The organism is Sphingomonas faeni (genome assembly GCF_030817315.1).
Taxonomy (GTDB): Bacteria; Pseudomonadota; Alphaproteobacteria; order Sphingomonadales; family Sphingomonadaceae; genus Sphingomonas; species Sphingomonas faeni_C.
Genome location: NZ_JAUSZF010000001.1, coordinates 143,803 through 165,095, shown reverse-complemented (window position 1 = coordinate 165,095; position 21,293 = coordinate 143,803). Strand labels below are relative to the sequence as shown.

The window sequence follows — 21,293 nt, the reverse complement described above, 5'->3', positions numbered from 1 at the left end:
AGGGAGAGGATCAGAGGGGGAGGACGATGCGGGCGATCAGGCCGGGGGCGTTGTCCGCGAGTTCGAAACGACCGTCGTGAAGGCGCGCGACGGCTTCGATAAGCGCCATGCCAAGGCCTGCACCGGGCGTGGAGCGGGCACTGTCGAGGCGGCCGAAGCGTTTCAGCGCCTGTGCCCGATCGGCGGCGGCGATGCCGGGGCCGCGGTCTTCGACCTGGATCGCGACGCCGTCGGTCTGATGGACGATGCGCAACGTGACCTCGCCCCCGCCGGCACCGTGGCGGAGCGCGTTGTCGATCAAATTCGTGATCGCCTGACTGATGAGTTCGCGGTGAAGCTTCATGGGCGGCGGCCGGTCGTCGATCGCGATCGTGAAGACGAGCCCGGCGTCCTCCGCGACCGGCGCGTAAAGCTCGCCGATCTCTTCGAGGAGGTTCGCGGGCGATACCTCGATGAAGCGGTCGCGTGAGACCGAACCCGAGCGGCTGATCTCGATCACCATCGTCAGCATCCGCATGACGAGATCGGTTTCGACCAGCAAGCCTCCAAGCGCGGCCTCGCGCGCATCGGGGTCGGCGATCAATACCGCCTGTTCTGTCTTGGTGCGGAGACGGGCGAGCGGCGAGCGGAGATCGTGCGCGAGGCTGTCGGTAACGATCCGCAGCTCCGCCATCACACCTTCGAGCTTGCCGAGCATGACGTTGAGGCGGGCCGCCAACCGATCGAACGCATCGCCGCCGCCAGCGATCATGTCGACGCGGCGTGACAGATCGCCCTCTCCGGCTGCTTCGATCGCTTTCGCAATACCGTCGAGCCGGCGGCCGACATACCGCGTCAGGACGAGGCCGCCGAGCACGCCCAACGCCAGCGACAGGAATACCGCAACCGCGAGGGCTCGCTCGATCGCGCGTTCCTCGGCGGCAATCAGGTCGAGGTTGCGGCCGGTGAGAAGCCAGTAGGTGCCGAGCGGGTGCAGCGCGTACCCGGTCTCGCGCGCCGACCAGAGTTCGTCCGCACCGAGTCGTGCGATACGGAACTGCGTGACGCGGAGAGGCACCGCCAGGCGTTCGGGGGCGATGCCGACCACCGCCCTGCCCTTCGGATCGACTACCGCGAGAACGAGCGAGACGTCGCCGGGGACTACCGCGCTGCCGATCGCCTGGCGGATTGCGGGGAGGCCACCGCTGCGCCAGACCGCGCGCAAGGCTTCCGATTGCTCAGTCGTTTCGCGGCGGATCGCATCGATCGCATCGGCGCTGGTGGTCTTCCAGACGAAGCCGACCAGCGCAAGATTCGAGACCAGCGCCAATGCTATCGACAGAAGCGCGATCCGGGCGGTTACCGAAAGGCGGATCGCCACCCCAATCAGCCTTCGACGGCGAGCCGGTATCCTGCCCCCCGCACGGTGTGCAGAATCGGCGTGGGGAAGCCGTCCTCGAGCTTGCGGCGGAGGCGGCCGATGTGCACGTCGACCACGTTCGAGCCCGGGTCGAAATGATAGTTCCAGATCTTCTCGAGCATCATCGTGCGGGTCACGACCTGGCCGGCGTGGCGGGCGAGAAATTCGAGCAGGTTGAATTCGCGCGCGCCGAGCGGGATCGAGCGGCCGGCACGCGAGACGGCGCGGGCGAGAAGGTCAATCTCAAGGTCACCGACGGAAAGCTTGGTCTTTTGCGGTTCGGTGGCAGCGCGATCGGAGCGCCGAACCAGCGCCTCGATTCGCGCTGACAATTCGGCGAACGAGAAGGGTTTGCAGAGATAGTCGTCGGCGCCGGCCTTGAGGCCATCGACGCGGTCGTCGACCGCCGCAAGTGCCGACAGGATCAGCACCGGGGTGGCGATGCCGGCGGCACGGATCGCGCTGACCATCGACAAGCCGTCCAGTCCGGGCAGCATGCGATCGGCTATAATAAGGTCGAAAATGCCTTCGCTCGCCAGGAACAGGCCATCGCGGCCGTCCGCACAGGCTTCGATCGCATGGCCGGCTTCCGCGAGACCCTTGGCAAGATAGGCGGAGGTCGACGCATCGTCCTCGACGATCAAAATCTTGCGGCTCAACGCGGTATCACCTTCCCTGCCACCGAATTCGGTCACTATCGCCGACCCTCATAAACGGAAAGGCCGGCGGAAAGAAGTCTTCCCACCGGCCCCCACGGTACCCCCGGGAGTGACGGGCACCGATCTCTGGAAACTCGTCCGACCGTTGCTGGCCACGTGTTGGTTCTAGGATCGGGAGGGGGTCAGGGCGATGACCGACGGGTGACAATTTCGTCATGTTGGTGGATGTTCTTACGCGGGCAACGGCGAAAGCGAATGCGGTACCAGTGGGGCGTTAACCCATCAGTGCGGCAAGGCCCCCGACGATACGTCCATACCCCCCCGTCATGCCGGCGAACGCCGGGACCCATGGTTGCGGTTCGGTGATGGTTGCACGCTAACGGGTGGTCCGCCGTATCCATGAGTCCCGGCGTTCGCCGGGATGACGGAGTAGGGGGAAAAAGAGTCGCAACGTCGCAGTCCCAATCTTGTTCTCCCGCGAAGGCAGGAGCCCAGACTGTTCTCCCGCCTTCGCGGGAGAACATACTTACCTACGATTATCTAAGCTTACTTACCGTCGAGGATCGAAGCGATCGCCGAGCCCACGTGCGCGATGTCGGCCATGCCGTCGACGCGGTGGACCAGGCCTCGTGCGTCGTAGATCGGCAAGATCGGTGCGGTCTTCGCGCGGTATTCGGCCATGCGATTTTGGACGGTTTCGGCGTTGTCGTCGGGACGGCGCTTGAACTCGGTCGCGCCGCAGACGTCGCAGACGCCCGCAACGACCGGCTTCTTGTAGCGATCGTGATAGCCCGTGCCGCACTTGGCGCAGGTGTAGCGGCCAACGACACGGTCGATCAACGCGGCTTCGTCGACCCCGAGTTCGATGACATAGTCGAGCGTGCGGCCGCGATCCGCCAGCAAACCGTCGAGCGCTTCGGCCTGCGCGGCAGTCCGCGGGTAGCCGTCGAAGATGACGCCGTTCGCGGTATCCGGCTGGTCGAGACGCTCGCCGATGATGCCCGAGACGATCTCGTCCGAAACGAGACCGCCCGATGCCATCACGGACTTCGCCTGGAGGCCGACCGGCGTTCCGGCGGCGACCGCTGCACGCAGCATGTCGCCGGTCGAAAGCTGCACCATGCCGCGCTCGCTGACGAGCGTGGCGGCCTGGGTGCCCTTGCCCGCGCCCGGCGGTCCAAGAAGGATGATATTCACGAAACGCACTCCCCTCGTTCGTGCAGGATTTTACTGGGTTAGACCCGCAGCTTAACGAAGTCGATTGCCCTTGAGCTTCGCCTTCTTGATCAGGTCGCCATACTGGTGTGCCAGCAGATGCGACTGAATCTGCGTCACCGTGTCCATCGTCACGTTGACGACGATCAGCAGGCTGGTGCCACCGAGGTAGAACGGGATCTGCAACGCGGTCACCAGATATTCCGGCAACAGGCAGATGATCGTCAGATACGCGGCGCCGATCACGGTGATGCGGGTCAGCACGTAGTCGAAGTAATTCTCGGTGTTCTTGCCCGGGCGGATGCCGGGGATGAACCCGCCATTGCGCTTCAGATTGTCGGCGGTTTCCTCGGGGTTGAAGACGACCGCGGTGTAAAAGAACGAAAAGAAGATGATGCCGGCGCCGTACAGCAGCATGTACACAGGGCTGCCATGCTGCAGGTACTGGTTGAGGGTGATGATGAAATCGCCCCAGTTCGATTCGCCTGCGACGCGCTGGCCGGCGAACTGCGAGATCGTCAGCGGCATCAGCAGCAGCGACGACGCAAAGATCGGCGGGATCACACCGGCGGTGTTGATCTTCAGCGGCAGATGGCTGCGATCGGCCTGCATGCCGCGCTGCGTCTGGCGCTTGGGATACTGGATCAGGATGCGGCGCTGTGCGCGCTCCATAAAGCAGATGAAGAGGATCAGCACGACCACCGCGACGACGATGCCGATCAGCTTGATCGGATCGAGCGAGCCCGAGCGACCGCCTTCGAGCAGGTTGACGAGCGTGACGGGCAGATGCGCGACGATGCCGGCCATGATGATCAGCGAGACGCCGTTGCCGATGCCGCGGCTGGTGATCTGCTCGCCAAGCCACATCAGGAACATCGTACCGCCAATCAGCGAGATGACCGCGGCGACGCGGAACATCATGCCGGGCTCGATGACCGCCTGAATGCCTTGTGCGGCACCGAGCGTTTCAAGGCCGACGGCGATGAAATAGCCCTGCACCGCGGTCAGGCCGACGGTGCCGTAGCGGGTGTACTGGTTGAGGCGCTTGCGGCCCGATTCGCCGTCCTTCTTGATGGCGGCGAGCGTCGGCGACAGCGAGGTCGCGAGCTGCACCACGATCGAGGCGGTGATGTAGGGCATCACGCCGAGCGCGATCAGCGACATGCGGCTGAGCGAGCCACCCGAGAAGGTGTTGAAGAAGTCGAGCACGCCGCCCTGCGTCTGCTGCGAGAGCAAACCGAGCGCGGTGGGGTCGACACCCGGCAGCGGGACATAGCTGAGCAGGCGGAAAATGATCAGCGCACCGATCGTGAACCACAACCGCTTCTTGAGGTCGGTCGCCTTCGCGAATTTCGAAAGGCTGATGCTTTGCGCCATCTGGTCGGCTGCGGATGCCATGCGTGTGATCGTCCTGGAAACAAAGAAGGCGGGATGCGTTGTGACCGCCCCCGCCGCTCATATAGGCGCAGGAGCGCGCTTGTCTAATGCCAAGGCGAATTCCGGTCGCCCCCTGTCCCGTTCGTTCTGAGCGAAGTCGAAGGACATTGCCCCGAGTGACGTACCCTTCGACTTCGCTCAGGGCGAACGGAGGATGGGAAGTCCCTCAACGGGGGCAGATCAGAAGTGGGCGATCGGAAGATGCTCGGTCAGGCAAACAAAAAGGGGGCGAGCGCATCAGCACCCGCCCCCTTCCGGTTCGGCTTAAGCCTTGAACGACGCCTTGTGCGCCGCACGCTCCTTGTACTTCACGCCCTTCTTGGCGGCAGCCTTCTCGGCTGCGGGGACGAAGTGGATCACTTCGACCTTGCCGCCGATCTTCTCGACCGCTTCGATCGCGCCCTTCGACGCGCCGTCGACGGTGAACGAGAGGACCGTGGTCAGCTCGCCCTTGGCGAGGAGGCGGACGCCGTCCTTGCCGCCGCGTGCCAGGCCAGCGGCCTTCAGCGCGTCGTGGTCGAGCGTGGCGTTCGCCTCGATCTTGCCGGCGTCGACCGCGAGCTGGATCGCGCCGAGGTTGACCTCTGCGAAGTCCTTGCGGAAGATGTTGTTGAAGCCGCGCTTAGGCAGACGCATGTGGAGCGGCATCTGGCCGCCTTCGAAGCCGGCGATGGACACGCCCTCGCGGCTCTTCTGGCCCTTCTGGCCGCGGCCTGCGGTCTTGCCCTTGCCCGAGCCGATGCCGCGTCCGACGCGCATCTTGGACTTACGGGCACCTTCGTTATCGCGGAGTTCGTTGAGCTTCATGGTAATGCACTCGCTTTCGCTTGTTACGCGCTGGTTTGAAATCGCCGGGTTCGAATCCGGAAATAAGGAAGGGGGCCGTTAGCCCCCTTCCCGGTATTTGTCACTAGGTAGCGTGAAGGCTCAGCCTTCGACCGACACCATGTGCTGCACCTTGCGGATCATGCCGCGGACCTCTGGGCTGTCTTCCAGCTCGCGGGTCCTGTGCATCTTGTTCAGGCCGAGACCGATCAGCGTTGCGCGCTGGTCCTTCTCGCGGCGGATCGGCGAACCGGTCTGCGTGATCTTGATGGTTGCCATGATCGCTTACTCCGTGATCGCAGCTGCATCGGCCTCGGCGGTCTTCGAACCACCATGGCCGAGCAGGTCGGCGATCTTCTTGCCGCGACGCTGTGCGACGGCCTTGGGCGAGGTCTGCTCGCCAAGGGCCTCGAACGTGGCGCGGATCATGTTGTAGGGGTTAGACGTGCCGACCGACTTGGTCACAACGTCCGCAACGCCCAGCGATTCGAAGACTGCGCGCATCGGGCCACCGGCGATGATGCCCGTACCCTGAGGTGCCGAACGCAGCGTGACCTTGCCGGCACCGAAGTGACCGTTGCCGTCATGATGCAGCGTGCGACCGTCCTTCAAAGGAACGCGAACCATCTTCTTCTTGGCAGCAGCCGTCGCCTTCGAGATGGCTTCCGGCACTTCGCGTGCCTTGCCATGACCGAAGCCTGCACGACCCTTGCCGTCGCCGACGACGACGAGCGCTGCGAAGCCGAAGCGCTTACCGCCCTTGACGGTCTTCGAGACGCGGTTGATGTGCACCAGCTTCTCGATCAGCTCCTCGCCGCCATCATCCGCACCCGGACGACCGCCACGATTGTCGCGACCGCGACCGCCGTCACGACCACCGCGGTTGCCACCGGGGCCACCGCTGCGGTTGCCGCCGGGGCCACCACGACCACCACCGCCGCCACCGGGACCGCCGCGACCGCGACCGCCACCGGAGTTGCCGCCACCCTGGTAGCCAGTCGGCGCCGGGGTGAGGTTTGCATCCTGTGCCGTCATCTCAACCGGGATGACTGCTGGCGTGTTGTTTTCGTCAGCCATGTCTTAGAACTCCAATCCGGCTTCGCGCGCGGCATCGGCAAGAGCCTTCACGCGACCGTGGTAGAGGAAGCCGCCGCGATCGAACACGACCTGCGTCACGCCCGCTGCCTTGGCAGCCTCGGCGACGCGCTTGCCGACTGAAGTCGCCGCGTCGATGTTGGCGCCGGACGTGCCGCGCACGTCCTTCTCCAGCGTCGAGGCCGATGCGACCGTCGTGCCAGCGGCATCGTCGATCACCTGGGCATAGATGTGCTTGCCCGAGCGATGCACCGACAACCGCGGACGGGTGCCTGCACGTGCGCGGAGCGCGGTACGGTTGCGGCGACGCCGCTTGGCGAAAAGAGAAAGTCCCTTGGTCATTACTTCTTCTTCCCTTCCTTGCGGAAGATGAACTCGCCGTCGTACTTGATACCCTTGCCCTTGTAAGGCTCAGGCTTGCGCCACTGACGAATTTCCGCGGCCAGCTGACCGACCATCTGCTTGTCCGAACCCGAGATCTCGATCGTCGTGTTGTCGGGGGTCTTGACTTCGATCCCCTCCGGCACGTCGATGTTGACGTCGTGGCTGTAGCCGAGCTGCAGCTTGAGGTTGCGACCCTGCGCTGCGGCACGATAGCCGACGCCGGTGATCAGCAGCTTCTTGGTGAAGCCTTCCGACACGCCGGTGACCAGGTTCTGCACCATGGTCCGCTGCATGCCCCAGAACGCGCGCGCACGCTTGGTGTCGTTGGCCGGCTGCACCGAAATGCCGCCGTCTTCGATCGTGTAGCTGATCTCGTCGCGAAGCGGCATCTTGAGGGTACCTTTGGGGCCCTTCATCGTCAGCTGCTTGTTCTCGATGGTCGGCGTGATGCCGGCCGGTACGGTGACCGGCTTCTTACCAATGCGGCTCATCAGAACACCTCCGCGAGGACTTCGCCGCCGACGTTCTGCTCGCGTGCTTCGGAATCCGACAGCACGCCGCGGGGCGTCGAGACGATAGTGATGCCGAGGCCGTTACGGACGCGCGGGAGTTCCTGCGAGCCGGAATAGACGCGACGGCCGGGCTTCGAGACGCGCGCAACATGCTTGATCGCAGGCTGGCCCTCGAAATACTTCAGCTCGATGCGAAGGCCGGCCGCGGGGCCCATCTGCTCTTCGCTATAGCCACGGATGTAGCCTTCGCGCTGCAGAACGTCGAGCACGCGGACGCGCAGCTTCGACGCCGGCGTGAGGACGGAGTCCTTCTTCGCGCGCTGGCCATTACGGATACGGGTGAGCAAATCACCCAGGGGATCGGTCACTGCCATGATTTAGTCCTTACCAGCTCGACTTCGTGACGCCGGGGATGAGGCCCTTGTTGGCCAGATCGCGCAGCTGAATACGGCAGAGCCGGAACTTGCGGTAATAGGCGCGCGGGCGACCGGTCAGCTCGCACCGGTTACGGATGCGGGTCGGGTTCGCGTTGCGCGGCAGTGCCGCCATCTTGAGGCGAGCGATCAGACGCTCACCATCGTCGAGCGTCTTGTCCGCTGCGATCGCCTTCAGTGCCGCGTACTTCGGGGCATACTGCTTGACCATGCGCTTGCGGCGCTCGTTCTTGTTGACTGAACTCAGTTTCGCCATCGACTTAAGTTCTTTCTTTGCTAGCTCCCTTCCCGCTTGCGGGAGGGGTTGGGGGAGGGAAGGACCAGCGCCTGTCAGGCGCGAGGCCCCTCCCCTGACCCCTCCCGCAAGCGGGAGGGGGACTTAGATTAAGCTGCCTTCTTCTCGTCGGCAGCGTCGTCTTCGATCGGGAACGGGAAACCGAACAGACGCAGAAGCTCGCGAGCCTCATCGTCGGTCTTTGCGGTCGTCGTCACGATCACATCCATGCCGCGGATCTTGTCGACCCGGTCATAGCTGATTTCTGGGAACACGATCTGCTCCTTGATACCGCAGGCATAGTTGCCACGGCCATCGAAGCTCTTCGGGTTGAGCCCGCGGAAATCGCGGACGCGGGGAAGAGCGATCGTGATGAAACGGTCGAGGAACTCGTACATGCGCTCGCGGCGAAGGGTGACCTTCACGCCGATCGGCATGCCTTCACGCAGCTTGAACTGCGCGATCGACTTCTTGGCCTTCGTCACGACAGGCTTCTGGCCGGCGATCAGCTCCATTTCGGAAGCAGCCTGGTCGACCTTCTTCTTGTCCTGCGTGGCTTCGCCGACGCCCATGTTCAGCACGATCTTGTCGAGCCGGGGGATCTCCATGACGTTCTTGTAACCGAACTTCTCGGTCATCGCCTTGATGATCGTCTCGTCGTACAGCTTGCGCATGCGCGCGACGTAGACGGCCTCGGTGCCGGTGTTCTCGCCCTGGGTCTCTGCGCCAGTGTTCTGATCAACCATTGATCTTCTCCCCGGTCTTGACGGCGACGCGGACCTTCTTGCCGTCCTGCTCCTCGAAGCGGACGCGGGTCGGCTTGCCGTCGGCGGTCACGTGAGCGACCTTCGAAACGTGCATCGGTGCTTCCTTGCGGATCAGGCCACCCTGCGGGTCACCCTGAGTCGGCTTGGTGTGGCGCACGGCGATGTTGACGCCCGATACGACGACCTTGTCGGTCTTCGGCATAGATACGGTGACTTCACCGGTCTTGCCCTTGTCCTTGCCGGACAGGACGATGACCTTGTCGCCCTTCTTGATACGCTGCGACGCCATTACAGCACCTCCGGCGCGAGGCTGATGATCTTCATGTGCTTCTTGCCGCGCAGCTCGCGAACGACTGGGCCGAAGATACGGGTGCCGATCGGCTCCTCGTTCTTGTTGACCAGCACCGCGGCATTGCCGTCGAAGCGGATGACCGTACCGTCTGCACGGCGGATATCCTTGGCGGTACGCACGATCACCGCGCGGTGAACGTCGCCCTTCTTCACACGGCCACGTGGCTGCGCTTCCTTGATGCTGACGACGATGATGTCGCCAACACCTGCAACACGACGCTTGGAACCCCCAAGCACCTTGATGCACTGCACCCGCTTCGCGCCGCTGTTGTCAGCGACGTCGAGATTGGACTGCATTTGGATCATGGATCCGTATCCCTTCTCTGTCTCTGGGGTCGATACCGACCGAACCCCGCCTAAAAAATCACCCCGCCACGGACGAACCGCAACGGGGAGGAGCGGCCGCTTAGCCGTTCCGTCGATGGAACACAAGGTTCCAATGTAAACCGTCATCCCAGCGAAAGCCGGGATCCAGAGTTATGAAGCGTTACGCTCCTGGCTCTGGATCCTGACTTTCGTCAGGATGACGGGAACCGGTTCAGCCCTCGGCCGAAGCCCGCTCCGGCGTCGCGTGGGTGTTGACCCGCTCGATCACCTTCCAGGTCTTCAGCTTGGAGATCGGTGCGGTCTCTTCGATCCGCACGGTCTCGCCCTGCTTGAACTCGTTGCTCTCGTCATGAGCATGATACTTCTTCGAGCGACGGATGATCTTCCCGTAGAGCGGGTGCTTCACCTTACGCTCGACGTTCACGACCACCGTCTTGTCGCCCTTGTCGGACACGACCAGACCGGTCAGCACGCGCTTCGGCATGATATTTTCCTTACTTCACAGGCGCGGCGGTGGTGCGCTGCGCCTGGAGGGTCTTGATGCGAGCGATGTCGCGGCGGACCTCACGAACGCGGCTCGGCTTTTCGAGCTGGTTCGTGGCGGCCTGGAAGCGCAGGTTGAACTGCTCGCGCTTCAGTTCGCCGAGCGACTCCGACAGCTGGTCGTCGCTCTTGGTCTTCATGTCGTCGATACGAGCCATGATCTTACTCGCCTCCCAGATGCGAGGTGTCGCCCAGGCGGGCAACGACCTTTACCTTGATCGGCAGCTTCATGGCCGCCCGCTCGAACGCCTCGGCGGCGATCTTGCCGTCGACGCCGTCGAGCTCGAACAGGATCCGACCGGGCTTGACGCGAGCGGCCCAGTATTCCGGCGCGCCCTTGCCCTTACCCATGCGGACTTCGGCTGGCTTTCCCGAGACCGGAAGGTCTGGGAAGATGCGGATCCACAAACGCCCCTGGCGCTTCATGTGACGCGTGATCGCGCGGCGGGCCGCCTCGATCTGGCGTGCGGTGATCCGGTCGGGTTCCATCGCCTTGAGGCCGTAGGAGCCGAAATTGAGCGAGAAGCCACTCTTGGCGTCGCCCGAAATCTTGCCCTTGAAGGCCTTCCGGAACTTGGTCTTTTTTGGTTGCAGCATGTCTGTTCCTGCCCCTTAGCGACGATCGTCGCGCTGCGGCCGCACGCCGGAGGTCTGAGCCTCCATCATGATGCGGTCGTACGACGTCGGATCGTTGCCGAGAATCTCGCCCTTGAAGACCCAGACCTTCACGCCGCAAACGCCATAAGACGTGTGCGCCGTAGCCTCGGCATAATCGATGTTCGCGCGCAGCGTATGCAGCGGAACCCGACCCTCACGATAGCTCTCCGACCGTGCGATCTCGGCGCCGCCAAGACGGCCACCGCAGTTCACCCGGATGCCCTCGGCACCGAGACGCATCGCCGACTGAACCGCACGCTTCATGGCGCGACGGAAGGCGATACGACGCTCGAGCTGATCGGCGATGCCCTGCGCGACGAGACGCGCATCGACTTCCGGCTTGCGGATTTCGACGATGTTCAGCGACACGGTCGACGACGTCATCTTGCCGATCGTCGAACGCAGCTTCTCGATGTCCGCACCCTTCTTGCCGATGATCACGCCGGGGCGTGCAGCGAAGATGGAGATGCGGGCCAGCTTGGCCGGACGCTCGATGACCACCTTGGAGATCGCGGCCTGCGGCAGCGTCTTCATGATGAATGCGCGGATCTTGAGATCCTCAAGCAGGAGCCGACCATAGTCGGCGCCTTCGGCGTACCAGCGGCTATCCCAGGTACGGTTGATCTGCAGACGCAGACCGATGGGGTTGCTCTTCTGACCCATTATGCTTCTTCCTGCTCGCGCACGACGATGCGCAGACGGCTGAATGGCTTGAGAATGCGGGTCGACTTGCCGCGGCCGCGGGTGGCGAAGCGCTTCATCGTGATCGACTTGCCGACCGAAGCCTCGGCGACGACGAGTGCGTCGACGTCGAGGTTATGGTTGTTCTCGGCGTTGGCGATGGCCGAGGCCAGCACCTTGCGCGCTTCGATCGCCATGCCCTTGGTCGAGAAGGCGAGGATGTTCATCGCATCGCCGACCTTCTTGCCACGGATCAGCGCAGCCACGAGGCCGAGCTTCTGCGCGGAACCACGGATCTGCGTACCGACCGAAAGCGCCTCGTTGTCCGCGACCTTGCGCGGGCTGACTTGCTTAGACATCAGCGCTTGCCCTTCTTGTCGGCGGAGTGGCCGGGGAAGTAGCGCGTGGGCGCGAACTCACCGAGCTTCATGCCGACCATGTCCTCGTTGACCGAGACGGGCACGAACTTGCGGCCGTTATAGACGTTGAACGTGAGACCCACGAACGACGGCAGGATCGTCGAGCGACGCGACCAGGTCTTGATCGGCGAACGCGCGTTGGTGTCCTGGGCGGTTTCTGCCTTCTTGAGCAGATGAAGGTCCACGAAGGGGCCCTTCCAGACTGAACGAGCCATGTTAGCCCTTCCTCTTCGTCGAATGACGCGACCGGATGATCATCTTGTCGGTCGACTTGTTATGACGCGTGCGCGCACCCTTCGTCGGCTTGCCCCAAGGCGTAACCGGATGACGGCCCCCCGAGGTACGGCCTTCACCACCGCCGTGCGGATGGTCGACCGGGTTCTTGGCGACGCCGCGCGTCAGAGGACGGATACCCATCCAGCGCGAACGGCCTGCCTTGCCCAGGTTCTGGTTCTGGTTGTCGGGGTTCGAGACCGCGCCAACCGTCGCCATGCAATCGCTACGGATGTAGCGCTGCTCGCCCGAGTTCAGGCGGACCATCACCATGCCCTTGTCGCGACCGACGACCTGCACGTACGTGCCGGCCGAACGGGCGATCTGGCCACCCTTCATCGGCTTCATCTCCACGTTGTGGACGATGGTGCCGACCGGCATCTGACCGAGCTCCATGGCATTGCCTGGCTTCACGTCGGTCTTCTTGGCCGCGAGAACCTTGTCGCCGACGGCCAGACGCTGTGGCGCCAGGATATAGGCGAGCTCTTCGTCCGGGTACTTGACCAGGGCGATGAACGCGGTGCGGTTGGGATCATACTCGATCCGCTCGACGGTACCTTCGACGTCCCACTTGCGACGCTTGAAGTCGATGTAGCGGTACTTCTGCTTGTGACCGCCGGCGATGCCGCGCGAGGTCACATGGCCCTTGTTGTTACGACCGCCGGTCTTGTGCTTACCTTCGGTCAGCGCCTTGACGGGGCGGCCCTTCCAGAGCGACGACTTGTCGACCAGGATGAGACCGCGGCGTGCCGGCGATGTCGGATTATAATGCTTGAGTGCCATGGCCTCAGATCCCCGTCGTCACGTCGATGGACTGACCGTCCTTCAACGTCACGATTGCCTTTTTCATGTCCGAGCGCGAGTAGTTCGTGCCCTTCCACTTCTTGGTCTTGCCCTTCTGGACGAGCGTGTTCACGCCGACGACGTTCACGTCGAACAGCGCCTCAACGGCCGCCTTGATCTCGGGCTTCGTGGCGTCGTTGGACACCTTGAACACAACCGCATTGAACTCCGACAGGGTCGTCGTCTTCTCGGTGATGTGCGGGGCGAGGATAACGTCGTAATGACGATTATCGATGCCCGCCTTCTGCTTCTTAGCCATGGAAGCGCGCCTCCAGCTTTTCGACAGCGGCGCGCGTCAGCACCAGCGTGTCATGCTTCAGGATGTCGTAAACGTTCGCGCCGGCAGCCGGCATCACGTTCACTTCGTACAGGTTGCCCGCAGCGAATGCGAAGCTGGTGTCGACCATGTCGCCGTCGATGACGAGCGCACGCTTGCCGAAGCCGAGCTTTGCGAGATCGCCCTGCAGCGTCTTGGTCTTGCCACCCTCGACAGCAAGGCTGTCCATGATGACCAGCGAACCCGCCTTGGCGTGGCTGCTGAGAGCCATCCGCAGGCCGAGCGAGCGAACCTTCTTGTTCAGCGACGGGTTGAAGTCACGGACGCGTGCGCCGTGTGCCTTACCACCACCGATGAACACAGGTGCGCGACGATCGCCGTGACGAGCCGTACCGCCGCCCTTCTGGCGACCGAACTTCTTGCCGGTGCGTGCGACGTCTGCGCGCTCACGGGTACCACGAGCCGTCTCGCGACGCTTCTCGAGCTGCCAGGTGACGACACGGTGCAGGATGTCGGCGCGCGGATCGAGGCCGAAGACCTCGTCGTTGAGCTCGATGTCCGCTGCGTCAGTGCCGGCGAAAGATGAAACCTTGATCTTCACGCTCAGCCCTCCTGGCCGTCGGCTGCAGGTGCGTCGGTCGTTTCGGCCGGCGTGTCTGCTGCGGTGTTGCTGTTTGCGGTCTTGAGACCGGCGGGGAACGGTGCGTCGGCGTGGCGCGCGACCTTCACCGAGTCCTTGACGAAGAGCCAGCCGCCCTTGGAGCCAGGAACCGAACCCTTGACGAACAGGAGGCCACGCTCGACGTCCGTCGATACGATCTCGAGGTTCTGCTGGGTGCGATACTTGTCGCCCATGTGGCCGGCCATCTTCTTGTTCTTGAAGACCTTGCCCGGATCCTGGCGCTGACCGGTCGAACCGAGCGAACGGTGCGAGACCGACACGCCGTGGGTTGCCCGCAGACCGCCGAAGCCCCAACGCTTCATGCCGCCCTGGAAGCCCTTACCCTGGGTCTTGCCCTGGATATCGACGATCTGGCCTGCGACGTAGTGGTCGGCCGAAATCTCGGCGCCGACGTCGAGCAGGCCGTCTGCGTTCACGCGGAACTCATGGACGACAGCCTTGGGCTCCACTTCGGCCTTGCCGAAATGGCCGCGCTGCGGCTTTGCGACATTCTTCGACTTGGCGACACCTGCGCCAAGCTGGACGGCAGTGTAGCCGTCACGATCCATTTCGCGAACGGAAACGACCTGATTGCCTTCGAGTGCCAGAACGGTGACCGGCACGTGCCGACCATCTTCCTGGAACAGGCGGGTCATCCCCATCTTCTTCGCGATCACGCCAGTACGCATGATCTTGTCCCTTCCTAGACAGAGGCCCCGTCGGACTATTCCTCGGGGGCTTGCGGACCATGTCCGGAGCGAGCTCCATGATGCGTCCACCTGACCCCATCCCCGGCAAAAGCCCTGAATGGAGTCGGTTCAACCCGGTAAATACGAAACGTGCCCCCGTCCCGGGCTGGTGCTCCTGCGAATGCGGAAGCGTGACGGGGGACGCTGCCCCGTCGGTTTTCACCGACGGCGGTATCCCAATGTCGAACGGCGCGGGACCGTTACCGGTCGACCGCGCCGCGCCAGCCCTTAGGCGAGCTTGATCTCGACGTCAACGCCAGCGGCGAGGTCCAGCTTCATCAGCGCATCGACCGTCTGCGGCGTCGGCTGGACGATATCCAGCATACGCTTGTACGTGCGCACCTCGAACTGCTCGCGCGACTTCTTGTCGATGTGCGGGCCGCGGTTCACGGTGAATTTTTCGATGCGCGTCGGAAGGGGAATCGGACCGCGGATGAGCGCGCCGGTGCGGCGTGCGGTGTCGGCGATGTCGCCAGTGGCCTGATCGAGCACACGGTGATCGAACGCCTTCAGACGAATGCGGATATTGCTGTCCATAGTCCCTACCGATGCGAAAGAGCGGGCCCGTTTCCGGGCTCTTGCTGGTTGATGTTTAAACCGAAGGCGGGCCATTACGGGAGAGTCGGCGAAAACGCAACTGGGGGGCGAGGATTTTCCACTCAACTCGTCCGCCAGCCGAGAACCATGCTACCCATCCTCCCCCGCCCGGGGGGGGGGTGGCGCGAAGCGTGACGGGGGGGGGTGCAAGCGATGCGGCTCGAAGGATCCCTACAAGGTCACAACAACGCCAAGCGCCTGCGAAACAGATGACCCTGCCAGAGATAGCCCTCTGGCGTGCGCTGCGGACTAACGAAGAAGGCCTACGCTTCCGAAAACAACACGCAGCAGGCCCCTACGTCCTAGGCTTCTACTGCGCCCCAGCCCGACTCGCGATCGAAGTCGACGGCGAAGCTCACAATCAGGGCGACCGGCCGAACGAGACGCGACCCGCGACACCTAGCTAGTCGCCCGAAACATCCAAGTCCTCCGCTACCCAGCCTGCGAAATGCTAGCCAACCTCGACGATGTCGTCAGCCAGATCACGTCCATCGCACTCCAACGTCGAGCCGCCATCGAGAGCTAATCGCCCCCCGACGCTTCCGGCGCCACCTCTCCCTAGCTGGGGGATTTGCGGGCGTTCCACTATCCTCCAAAATTGCACGTCAAATACCGGTTTTACACAGCCAGCTGCCGTCAAGAATTCTGCAAGAGCTGTTCGGTATCCGTGATGGTCAAGCCGTTCAGTTGTACCAGGTATAGAATACCACCCAAATCTTTGTAGCTGAACTGGCCTGGCCAGCTAAGACGTACACTAGCTACTTCACCAGACCTCTCGACCGGGCCCGCGCTCCATGAATGCGGCTGAGATGTAAGTTGCTTCAGCACGTTGGATAACGTCGCCATTGGTCCGGACAACGTGAGCGCTTGCCTGGATTCGGGCAAGGCAGCTTCAGCTAATAGCGCTTCGGGCGGCCAAGACTCAGTCAATCCCACACCCGTTGGGGTCGGTAGAGCAGCTAGCATCGCGAGAGTTATGCTCTTCATTACGAAAGTCTGCACCTAGGTGCGGATGTTTGCAATTGGGCAAGGGCAGATGCCACGAGTAAGCACTTGGCAACCCGCGTTGCCTGATCGCGTACAACGCGACGCTCAAGCGAAGTTGTGGCTGCATCGCTTCGTGCGCCGCGGACTTGCCCCACGCGTTTATCTGCCTACCCACACCGCTCCCACATCCAGCACACTTAAACACGAAAAAGCCCGGCCTCTCTCGCGAGAAGCCGGGCTCTTCGATCATCTCCCGAAGGAGAAGATGCTTAGATGCTTACTTGTCGATCTGGCTAACAACGCCTGCACCGACGGTACGGCCGCCTTCGCGGATGGTGAAGCGCTGGCCCACGTCCATGGCGATCGGTGCGATCAGCTTGATGCCGAGCGACACGTTGTCGCCTGGCATGACCATCTCGGTGCCCTCAGGCAGCTCGACGGTGCCGGTCACGTCCGTCGTACGGAAGTAGAACTGCGGGCGGTAGTTGGCGAAGAACGGCGTGTGACGGCCACCCTCTTCCTTCGACAGCACGTACACTTCCGAGTTGAAGTCGGTGTGCGGCTTGATCGTGCCCGGCTTGCAGAGCACCTGGCCACGCTCAACTTCGTCGCGTGCGACGCCGCGGATCAGTGCGCCGACGTTATCGCCAGCCTGGCCCTGGTCGAGCAGCTTGCGGAACATCTCGACGCCCGTGACCGTGGTCTTGCGGACGGTCGGGTGAATGCCGACGATCTCGACTTCCTCGCCGACCTTGACGATGCCGGTCTCGACGCGGCCGGTGACGACCGTACCACGACCCGAGATCGAGAACACGTCCTCGATCGGCATCATGAACGGCTTGTCGAGCGGACGCTCTGGCTGCGGGATATAATCGTCGACGGCCTGCATCAGCTCGGTGACGGCGTCGGCGCCGAGCTTCTGGTTCGAACCCGACAGTGCGCAGGTAGCCGAACCCTTGATGACGGGGATGTCGTCGCCCGGGAAGTCGTACGAGCTGAGCAGCTCGCGGATTTCCATCTCGACCAGCTCGAGGATTTCCTCGTCGTCGACCAGATCGACCTTGTTCATGAACACGACCATTGCGGGCACGCCGACCTGGCGTGCGAGCAGGATGTGCTCACGGGTCTGTGGCATCGGTCCATCGGTCGCCGAAACGACGAGGATCGCGCCGTCCATCTGGGCTGCGCCGGTGATCATGTTCTTCACATAATCGGCGTGGCCCGGGCAATCGACGTGCGCGTAGTGACGGTTGGCCGTCTCGTACTCGACGTGTGCGGTCGAGATCGTGATGCCGCGCTCGCGCTCCTCGGGAGCTTTGTCGATGTTGGCGAAGTCGACGGCGGTACCGCCGGTCGTCTCTGCCAGAACCTTCGTGATCGCAGCGGTGAGCGACGTCTTGCCATGATCGACGTGACCGATGGTGCCGATGTTGAGATGCGGCTTGTTCCGCTCAAATTTTGCCTTGGCCATTGTTTCCTACCTTCTGATTCGTATTCCGGTGCCACCCCGGGAACCGCGCGAACGCGGCCCAATAGCGGCTGTTAAAGCGTTGCGCCAGCCCCTGCTTAGGGAGAGGCCGACGCGGAAGTGAATTCCGCGTCGTCGAACTTCGGTCGTCGACCGAAGCCGGCTGGCCTTTCGGCGTCTCGGAGCCAGGTTGTCCTGGCTCCGTGCGCCTCAGGCTCAGGCCAACTTTGCCTTCACCTCGTCCGCAACATTCTGCGGCACTTCGTCATAGTGCGAGAACTGCATCGAGTAGTTCGCGCGACCCTGCGTGAACGAGCGAAGCGAGTTCACGTAGCCAAACATGTTGGCCAGTGGCACCATCGCCTCGACCGTCTGTGCGTTGCCGCGGCTGTCGGTGCCCTGGATCTGGCCACGACGGCTGTTCATGTCACCGATGACGTCGCCCAGATAATCCTCCGGGGTAACGACCTCGACCTTCATGACCGGCTCGAGCAGCGTGATGCCCGACTTCTGTGCCACTTCGCGCATTGCGCCACGCGCACAGATTTCGAACGCCAATGCCGACGAGTCGACGTCGTGATACGCGCCGTCATACAGCACGATCTCGAAATCGATGATCGGGAAGCCGACCAGCGAACCCGACGCGGCGGTTTCGCGGAAGCCCTTCTCGATCGCCGGCAGATATTCCTTCGGAATGTTGCCGCCCTTGATCTCGTCCTTGAACGTGATGCCCGAACCGCGCTCGCCCGGCGTGACCTTGACCTTCACGCGACCGAACTGGCCGGTGCCACCCGACTGCTTCTTGTGCGTGTAGTCGACGTCGACCGGCTTCTTCAGATATTCACGATACGCGACCTGAGGAGCACCGACATTCGCCTCGACCTTGAACTCGCGCTTCATGCGATCGACCAGGATCTCGAGATGGAGCTCGCCCATGCCCTTGATGATGGTCTGGCCCGACTCGGGGTCCGACGACACGCGGAACGAAGGATCCTCGCGTGCGAGACGATTGAGCGCGACGCCCATCTTCTCCTGATCGGCCTTGGTCTTCGGCTCGACCGACAGCTCGATCACGGGCTCGGGGAATTCCATCCGCTCGAGGATGATCGGTGCGTTCATCGCGCAGAGCGTGTCACCGGTCGTGGTGTCCTTGAGACCTGCGAGAGCGACGATGTCGCCAGCGAAAGCCTCCTGGATGTCCTCACGGCTGTTCGCATGCATAAGCAGCATGCGACCAACCTTTTCCTTCTTGTCCTTGACCGAGTTGGTGACCTGCGACGCGGTCTCCAGCTTGCCCGAGTAGATGCGGGCGAAGGTCAGCGTACCGACGAACGGATCGTTCATGATCTTGAACGCCAGTGCCGAGAACGGAACCTCGTCCGACGAAGGACGCTCGTCCGGCGTCACGCCGTCGAGCTTCAGACCCTGGATCGCGGGAACGTCGAGCGGCGAAGGCAGATAGTCGACCACGGCGTCGAGCAAGGGCTGAACGCCCTTGTTCTTGAATGCCGAACCGCAAACGACCGGCACGAACGCCATGCTCAGCGTACCCTTGCGGATCAGCGCCTTGAGGTCGGCGACGCTAGGCTCGTTGCCTTCGAGATACGCCTCCATGAGGGCATCGTCCTGCTCGACGGCCATCTCGATCAGCTCGCTGCGATACTTCGCGGCCTTGTCGGCCAGATCCGCGGGGATCTCGGCATATTCGAACTTCGCGCCGAGCGACTCTTCGAGCCAGATGATCGCGCGGTTCTCGACGAGATCGACGAGGCCCTTGAAGCCGCCTTCCATGCCGATCGGAAGATACAGCACGGCCGGACGCGCGCCGAGCCGCTCGATGATCGAGTTGACGCAGAAGTAGAAATCGGCGCCGGTGCGGTCGAGCTTGTTGATGAAGCACATGCGCGGCACGCCGTACTTGTCAGCCTGACGCCACACGGTCTCGGACTGCGGCTCGACGCCGGCAACGCCGTCGAAGCATGCAACCGCACCGTCGAGCACGCGTAGCGAACGCTCGACTTCGATCGTGAAGTCAACGTGGCCGGGGGTGTCGATGATGTTGATAAGGTGCTCTTCGCCCTTACCTTCTTCGGCGCGCCACTTGCAGGTGGTCGCAGCCGACGTGATCGTGATCCCGCGCTCCTGCTCCTGCTCCATCCAATCCATCGTCGCGGTGCCTTCGTGCACTTCGCCGATCTTGTAGGACTTGCCGGTGTAATAGAGGATGCGCTCGGTCGTCGTCGTCTTGCCGGCGTCGATGTGCGCCATGATGCCGATGTTACGGTAACGGTCGAGCGGATGGCTGCGGGCCATGATCGTGCTTCCTTAAGGATATGGGGAGCCGAACGTGCCGGCTCCCCAATATATAGGTGTTTGCGTTACAGGCGAAAGACCGCCCGTGACGCGGTTACCAATGCTAGTCTTCGAAGCCCGCTTTTACCAGCGGTAGTGCGAGAATGCACGGTTGGCTTCCGCCATCCGGTGCGTATCTTCACGCTTCTTCACCGCGTTGCCACGGTTGTTGGCGGCGTCCATCAGCTCACCCGACAGCCGTGCAGCCATCGTGTTCTCGCTGCGCGAACGTGCCGCACCGATCAGCCAGCGGATCGCCAGCGCCTGTGCACGCTCGGGACGCACTTCGACGGGAACCTGGTAGGTTGCACCACCGACGCGGCGCGAACGGACTTCGATGCCCGGCTTCACGTTGTTCAGCGCATCGTGAAAAACGCCGATCGGATCGCGCTTGGCGCGCTGCTCGACGGTTTCGAACGCACCGTACACGATCAGCTCTGCGACGGACTTCTTGCCGTCCAGCATGACGCTGTTCATGAACTTCGACAGAACCTCATCCCCGAACTTGGGATCAGGCAGGATGACCCGCTTTTCGGGACGACGACGACGTGCCATTTTGTATTCCTTTTAAACTTCAGCCTTGATGATCAGATGACTGATCGGCTTACTTCGGACGCTTGGCGCCGTACTTGGAACGCGACTGACGCCGGTCCTTCACACCCTGTGTATCGAGCACGCCGCGCAGGACGTGATAGCGAACACCGGGAAGATCGCGGACACGACCGCCACGGATCAGGACAACCGAATGCTCCTGAAGATTGTGGCCCTCGCCCGGGATGTAGCTGATGACTTCGCGCTGATTGGTCAGGCGAACCTTGGCCACCTTGCGCAGAGCCGAGTTCGGCTTCTTCGGGGTCGTCGTGTAGACGCGCGTGCAAACGCCACGCTTCTGCGGATTTGCTTCCATCGCAGGGACCTTCGACTTGGCCTTCTGCGGATCGCGGCCCTTGCGGACCAGCTGGTTGATCGTCGGCATTGAAGCCTTCACCTTTCAAGTGGTTACTTTGCTGGAGCCATGAGGCGCCTGAGAATACAAAAAGGACCATCGGGAGCGCGAAACGCCCCTCAGGCCCTGGAATGCATCCAGCAATGTTCAAGCATGCCCGG

At 62.8% G+C, this 21,293-nt stretch carries 30 protein-coding genes; 1 reads left to right on the top strand and 29 read right to left on the bottom strand.

Annotated elements, in window-relative coordinates; all coding sequences use genetic code 11:
• Positions 1-10: 10 nt before the first annotated feature.
• The 25 genes from QFZ54_RS00865 to rpsJ all read right to left on the bottom strand — a co-directional run bounded on the left by QFZ54_RS00865 (position 11) and on the right by rpsJ (position 15,319).
• A complete protein-coding gene (locus tag QFZ54_RS00865) occupies positions 11-1,360 on the bottom strand; it encodes a sensor histidine kinase (RefSeq protein ID WP_307083513.1) in 1,350 nt (449 codons plus the stop codon).
• A gap of 5 nt (positions 1,361-1,365) precedes the next feature.
• The gene (locus tag QFZ54_RS00860) at positions 1,366-2,058 is read right to left on the bottom strand and encodes a winged helix-turn-helix domain-containing protein (RefSeq protein WP_128454363.1); all 693 of its coding nucleotides are present in this window, start codon (positions 2,056-2,058) and stop codon (positions 1,366-1,368) included.
• Positions 2,059-2,604: 546 nt separating this feature from the next.
• A complete protein-coding gene (locus QFZ54_RS00855) occupies positions 2,605-3,255 on the bottom strand; it encodes an adenylate kinase (protein ID WP_307083508.1) in 651 nt (216 codons plus the stop codon).
• A 51-nt stretch (positions 3,256-3,306) separates the two neighbouring features.
• On the bottom strand, positions 3,307-4,671 hold the full coding sequence (gene secY, locus QFZ54_RS00850; RefSeq protein ID WP_307083505.1) for a preprotein translocase subunit SecY: 1,365 nt from the start codon (positions 4,669-4,671) through the stop codon (positions 3,307-3,309).
• A 303-nt stretch (positions 4,672-4,974) separates the two neighbouring features.
• Positions 4,975-5,517, bottom strand: a complete 543-nt coding sequence (gene rplO, locus QFZ54_RS00845; protein ID WP_056047631.1) for a 50S ribosomal protein L15 — start codon at positions 5,515-5,517, stop codon at positions 4,975-4,977.
• A 120-nt stretch (positions 5,518-5,637) separates the two neighbouring features.
• Complete coding sequence (gene rpmD, locus QFZ54_RS00840; RefSeq protein WP_307083501.1) at positions 5,638-5,814, bottom strand: 50S ribosomal protein L30; 177 nt, start codon at positions 5,812-5,814, stop codon at positions 5,638-5,640.
• 6 nt (positions 5,815-5,820) lie between these two features.
• A complete protein-coding gene (gene rpsE, locus QFZ54_RS00835; protein WP_307083499.1) occupies positions 5,821-6,612 on the bottom strand; it encodes a 30S ribosomal protein S5 in 792 nt (263 codons plus the stop codon).
• A gap of 3 nt (positions 6,613-6,615) precedes the next feature.
• Positions 6,616-6,972, bottom strand: coding sequence for a 50S ribosomal protein L18 (gene rplR, locus QFZ54_RS00830; RefSeq protein ID WP_031393749.1), 357 nt, complete (start codon positions 6,970-6,972; stop codon positions 6,616-6,618).
• Complete coding sequence (rplF, locus tag QFZ54_RS00825; protein WP_056047628.1) at positions 6,972-7,505, bottom strand: 50S ribosomal protein L6; 534 nt, start codon at positions 7,503-7,505, stop codon at positions 6,972-6,974. Before rplF ends, rplR begins: the two co-directional genes overlap by 1 nt.
• Complete coding sequence (gene rpsH / locus QFZ54_RS00820) at positions 7,505-7,900, bottom strand: 30S ribosomal protein S8 (protein ID WP_031393751.1); 396 nt, start codon at positions 7,898-7,900, stop codon at positions 7,505-7,507. Before rpsH ends, rplF begins: the two co-directional genes overlap by 1 nt.
• Before the next feature lie 10 nt (positions 7,901-7,910).
• The gene (gene rpsN, locus QFZ54_RS00815; RefSeq protein WP_056015537.1) at positions 7,911-8,216 is read right to left on the bottom strand and encodes a 30S ribosomal protein S14; all 306 of its coding nucleotides are present in this window, start codon (positions 8,214-8,216) and stop codon (positions 7,911-7,913) included.
• Positions 8,217-8,344: 128 nt separating this feature from the next.
• On the bottom strand, positions 8,345-8,908 hold the full coding sequence (gene rplE, locus QFZ54_RS00810; protein WP_307089199.1) for a 50S ribosomal protein L5: 564 nt from the start codon (positions 8,906-8,908) through the stop codon (positions 8,345-8,347).
• Between the two features lie 64 nt (positions 8,909-8,972).
• Positions 8,973-9,290 (bottom strand): 50S ribosomal protein L24, encoded by a 318-nt coding sequence (rplX, locus tag QFZ54_RS00805; RefSeq protein ID WP_056047623.1) that lies wholly within the window; start codon positions 9,288-9,290, stop codon positions 8,973-8,975.
• Positions 9,290-9,658, bottom strand: coding sequence for a 50S ribosomal protein L14 (gene rplN, locus QFZ54_RS00800; protein WP_031393755.1), 369 nt, complete (start codon positions 9,656-9,658; stop codon positions 9,290-9,292). Before rplN ends, rplX begins: the two co-directional genes overlap by 1 nt.
• Positions 9,659-9,890: 232 nt before the next feature.
• Entirely contained in the window at positions 9,891-10,163 is a 273-nt protein-coding gene (gene rpsQ, locus QFZ54_RS00795) for a 30S ribosomal protein S17 (protein ID WP_031393756.1), read from the bottom strand.
• A 10-nt stretch (positions 10,164-10,173) separates the two neighbouring features.
• Positions 10,174-10,380, bottom strand: a complete 207-nt coding sequence (rpmC, locus tag QFZ54_RS00790) for a 50S ribosomal protein L29 (protein WP_307083488.1) — start codon at positions 10,378-10,380, stop codon at positions 10,174-10,176.
• Positions 10,381-10,384: 4 nt separating this feature from the next.
• The gene (gene rplP / locus QFZ54_RS00785) at positions 10,385-10,819 is read right to left on the bottom strand and encodes a 50S ribosomal protein L16 (RefSeq protein ID WP_031393758.1); all 435 of its coding nucleotides are present in this window, start codon (positions 10,817-10,819) and stop codon (positions 10,385-10,387) included.
• Between the two features lie 15 nt (positions 10,820-10,834).
• Positions 10,835-11,542, bottom strand: a complete 708-nt coding sequence (gene rpsC, locus QFZ54_RS00780; RefSeq protein WP_055872646.1) for a 30S ribosomal protein S3 — start codon at positions 11,540-11,542, stop codon at positions 10,835-10,837.
• Positions 11,542-11,919 carry a 50S ribosomal protein L22 gene (gene rplV, locus QFZ54_RS00775; protein WP_056047621.1) on the bottom strand — a complete coding sequence of 126 codons (378 nt, stop codon included), beginning with the start codon at positions 11,917-11,919 and terminating at the stop codon, positions 11,542-11,544. The genes rpsC and rplV overlap by 1 nt, the downstream gene beginning before the upstream one ends.
• On the bottom strand, positions 11,919-12,194 hold the full coding sequence (gene rpsS, locus QFZ54_RS00770) for a 30S ribosomal protein S19 (RefSeq protein WP_031393761.1): 276 nt from the start codon (positions 12,192-12,194) through the stop codon (positions 11,919-11,921). Before rpsS ends, rplV begins: the two co-directional genes overlap by 1 nt.
• A 1-nt stretch (position 12,195) precedes the next feature.
• A complete protein-coding gene (rplB, locus tag QFZ54_RS00765; protein ID WP_055872649.1) occupies positions 12,196-13,035 on the bottom strand; it encodes a 50S ribosomal protein L2 in 840 nt (279 codons plus the stop codon).
• A gap of 4 nt (positions 13,036-13,039) precedes the next feature.
• Complete coding sequence (locus QFZ54_RS00760; RefSeq protein WP_056047618.1) at positions 13,040-13,354, bottom strand: 50S ribosomal protein L23; 315 nt, start codon at positions 13,352-13,354, stop codon at positions 13,040-13,042.
• Positions 13,347-13,973, bottom strand: coding sequence for a 50S ribosomal protein L4 (gene rplD / locus QFZ54_RS00755; RefSeq protein WP_056047616.1), 627 nt, complete (start codon positions 13,971-13,973; stop codon positions 13,347-13,349). Before rplD ends, QFZ54_RS00760 begins: the two co-directional genes overlap by 8 nt.
• Before the next feature lie 2 nt (positions 13,974-13,975).
• Entirely contained in the window at positions 13,976-14,722 is a 747-nt protein-coding gene (rplC, locus tag QFZ54_RS00750; RefSeq protein ID WP_056060507.1) for a 50S ribosomal protein L3, read from the bottom strand.
• 288 nt (positions 14,723-15,010) lie between these two features.
• On the bottom strand, positions 15,011-15,319 hold the full coding sequence (gene rpsJ / locus QFZ54_RS00745; RefSeq protein ID WP_007406109.1) for a 30S ribosomal protein S10: 309 nt from the start codon (positions 15,317-15,319) through the stop codon (positions 15,011-15,013).
• Between the two features lie 269 nt (positions 15,320-15,588).
• On the opposite strand from rpsJ, the gene QFZ54_RS00740 reads away from it, so the two are divergent.
• Positions 15,589-15,786: an endonuclease domain-containing protein gene (locus QFZ54_RS00740; RefSeq protein WP_307083476.1), complete on the top strand. Its 198-nt coding sequence runs from the start codon at positions 15,589-15,591 to the stop codon at positions 15,784-15,786.
• A gap of 857 nt (positions 15,787-16,643) precedes the next feature.
• Here QFZ54_RS00740 and tuf read toward each other — a convergent pair.
• From tuf to rpsL, 4 genes are all read right to left on the bottom strand, one after another.
• Positions 16,644-17,837: an elongation factor Tu gene (tuf, locus tag QFZ54_RS00735; protein ID WP_031393767.1), complete on the bottom strand. Its 1,194-nt coding sequence runs from the start codon at positions 17,835-17,837 to the stop codon at positions 16,644-16,646.
• Between the two features lie 213 nt (positions 17,838-18,050).
• Positions 18,051-20,147, bottom strand: coding sequence for an elongation factor G (gene fusA / locus QFZ54_RS00730; protein ID WP_307083473.1), 2,097 nt, complete (start codon positions 20,145-20,147; stop codon positions 18,051-18,053).
• Positions 20,148-20,270: 123 nt separating this feature from the next.
• Positions 20,271-20,741 (bottom strand): 30S ribosomal protein S7, encoded by a 471-nt coding sequence (gene rpsG, locus QFZ54_RS00725; protein ID WP_055872660.1) that lies wholly within the window; start codon positions 20,739-20,741, stop codon positions 20,271-20,273.
• A gap of 49 nt (positions 20,742-20,790) precedes the next feature.
• Positions 20,791-21,162 carry a 30S ribosomal protein S12 gene (gene rpsL / locus QFZ54_RS00720; protein WP_010164594.1) on the bottom strand — a complete coding sequence of 124 codons (372 nt, stop codon included), beginning with the start codon at positions 21,160-21,162 and terminating at the stop codon, positions 20,791-20,793.
• Between the last annotated feature and the right edge of the window lie 131 nt (positions 21,163-21,293).

Bases quoted from the DNA above. Each gene is read 5' to 3' on its own strand.
- secY (WP_307083505.1), bottom strand. From the start codon at position 4,671: ATGGCATCCGCAGCCGACCAGATGGCGCAAAGCATCAGCCTTTCGAAA.
- rplO (WP_056047631.1), bottom strand. From the start codon at position 5,517: ATGAAGCTCAACGAACTCCGCGATAACGAAGGTGCCCGTAAGTCCAAG.
- rpmD (WP_307083501.1), bottom strand. From the start codon at position 5,814: ATGGCAACCATCAAGATCACGCAGACCGGTTCGCCGATCCGCCGCGAG.
- rpsE (WP_307083499.1), bottom strand. From the start codon at position 6,612: ATGGCTGACGAAAACAACACGCCAGCAGTCATCCCGGTTGAGATGACG.
- rplR (WP_031393749.1), bottom strand. From the start codon at position 6,972: ATGACCAAGGGACTTTCTCTTTTCGCCAAGCGGCGTCGCCGCAACCGT.
- rplF (WP_056047628.1), bottom strand. From the start codon at position 7,505: ATGAGCCGCATTGGTAAGAAGCCGGTCACCGTACCGGCCGGCATCACG.
- rpsH (WP_031393751.1), bottom strand. From the start codon at position 7,900: ATGGCAGTGACCGATCCCCTGGGTGATTTGCTCACCCGTATCCGTAAT.
- rpsN (WP_056015537.1), bottom strand. From the start codon at position 8,216: ATGGCGAAACTGAGTTCAGTCAACAAGAACGAGCGCCGCAAGCGCATG.
- rplE (WP_307089199.1), bottom strand. From the start codon at position 8,908: ATGCGCAAGCTGTACGACGAGACGATCATCAAGGCGATGACCGAGAAG.
- rplX (WP_056047623.1), bottom strand. From the start codon at position 9,290: ATGGCGTCGCAGCGTATCAAGAAGGGCGACAAGGTCATCGTCCTGTCC.
- rplN (WP_031393755.1), bottom strand. From the start codon at position 9,658: ATGATCCAAATGCAGTCCAATCTCGACGTCGCTGACAACAGCGGCGCG.
- rpsQ (WP_031393756.1), bottom strand. From the start codon at position 10,163: ATGCCGAAGCGCGTGCTGACCGGTCTGGTCGTGTCCGACAAGGGCGAC.
- rpmC (WP_307083488.1), bottom strand. From the start codon at position 10,380: ATGGCTCGTATCGACGACATGAAGACCAAGAGCGACGACCAGCTGTCG.
- rplP (WP_031393758.1), bottom strand. From the start codon at position 10,819: ATGCTGCAACCAAAAAAGACCAAGTTCCGGAAGGCCTTCAAGGGCAAG.
- rpsC (WP_055872646.1), bottom strand. From the start codon at position 11,542: ATGGGTCAGAAGAGCAACCCCATCGGTCTGCGTCTGCAGATCAACCGT.
- rplV (WP_056047621.1), bottom strand. From the start codon at position 11,919: ATGTCTAAGCAAGTCAGCCCGCGCAAGGTCGCGGACAACGAGGCGCTT.
- rpsS (WP_031393761.1), bottom strand. From the start codon at position 12,194: ATGGCTCGTTCAGTCTGGAAGGGCCCCTTCGTGGACCTTCATCTGCTC.
- rplB (WP_055872649.1), bottom strand. From the start codon at position 13,035: ATGGCACTCAAGCATTATAATCCGACATCGCCGGCACGCCGCGGTCTC.
- QFZ54_RS00760 (WP_056047618.1), bottom strand. From the start codon at position 13,354: ATGGCTAAGAAGCAGAAGGCGGGCATCGATAATCGTCATTACGACGTT.
- rplC (WP_056060507.1), bottom strand. From the start codon at position 14,722: ATGCGTACTGGCGTGATCGCGAAGAAGATGGGGATGACCCGCCTGTTC.
- rpsJ (WP_007406109.1), bottom strand. From the start codon at position 15,319: ATGGACAGCAATATCCGCATTCGTCTGAAGGCGTTCGATCACCGTGTG.
- QFZ54_RS00740 (WP_307083476.1), top strand. From the start codon at position 15,589: ATGACCCTGCCAGAGATAGCCCTCTGGCGTGCGCTGCGGACTAACGAA.
- tuf (WP_031393767.1), bottom strand. From the start codon at position 17,837: ATGGCCAAGGCAAAATTTGAGCGGAACAAGCCGCATCTCAACATCGGC.
- fusA (WP_307083473.1), bottom strand. From the start codon at position 20,147: ATGGCCCGCAGCCATCCGCTCGACCGTTACCGTAACATCGGCATCATG.
- rpsG (WP_055872660.1), bottom strand. From the start codon at position 20,741: ATGGCACGTCGTCGTCGTCCCGAAAAGCGGGTCATCCTGCCTGATCCC.
- rpsL (WP_010164594.1), bottom strand. From the start codon at position 21,162: ATGCCGACGATCAACCAGCTGGTCCGCAAGGGCCGCGATCCGCAGAAG.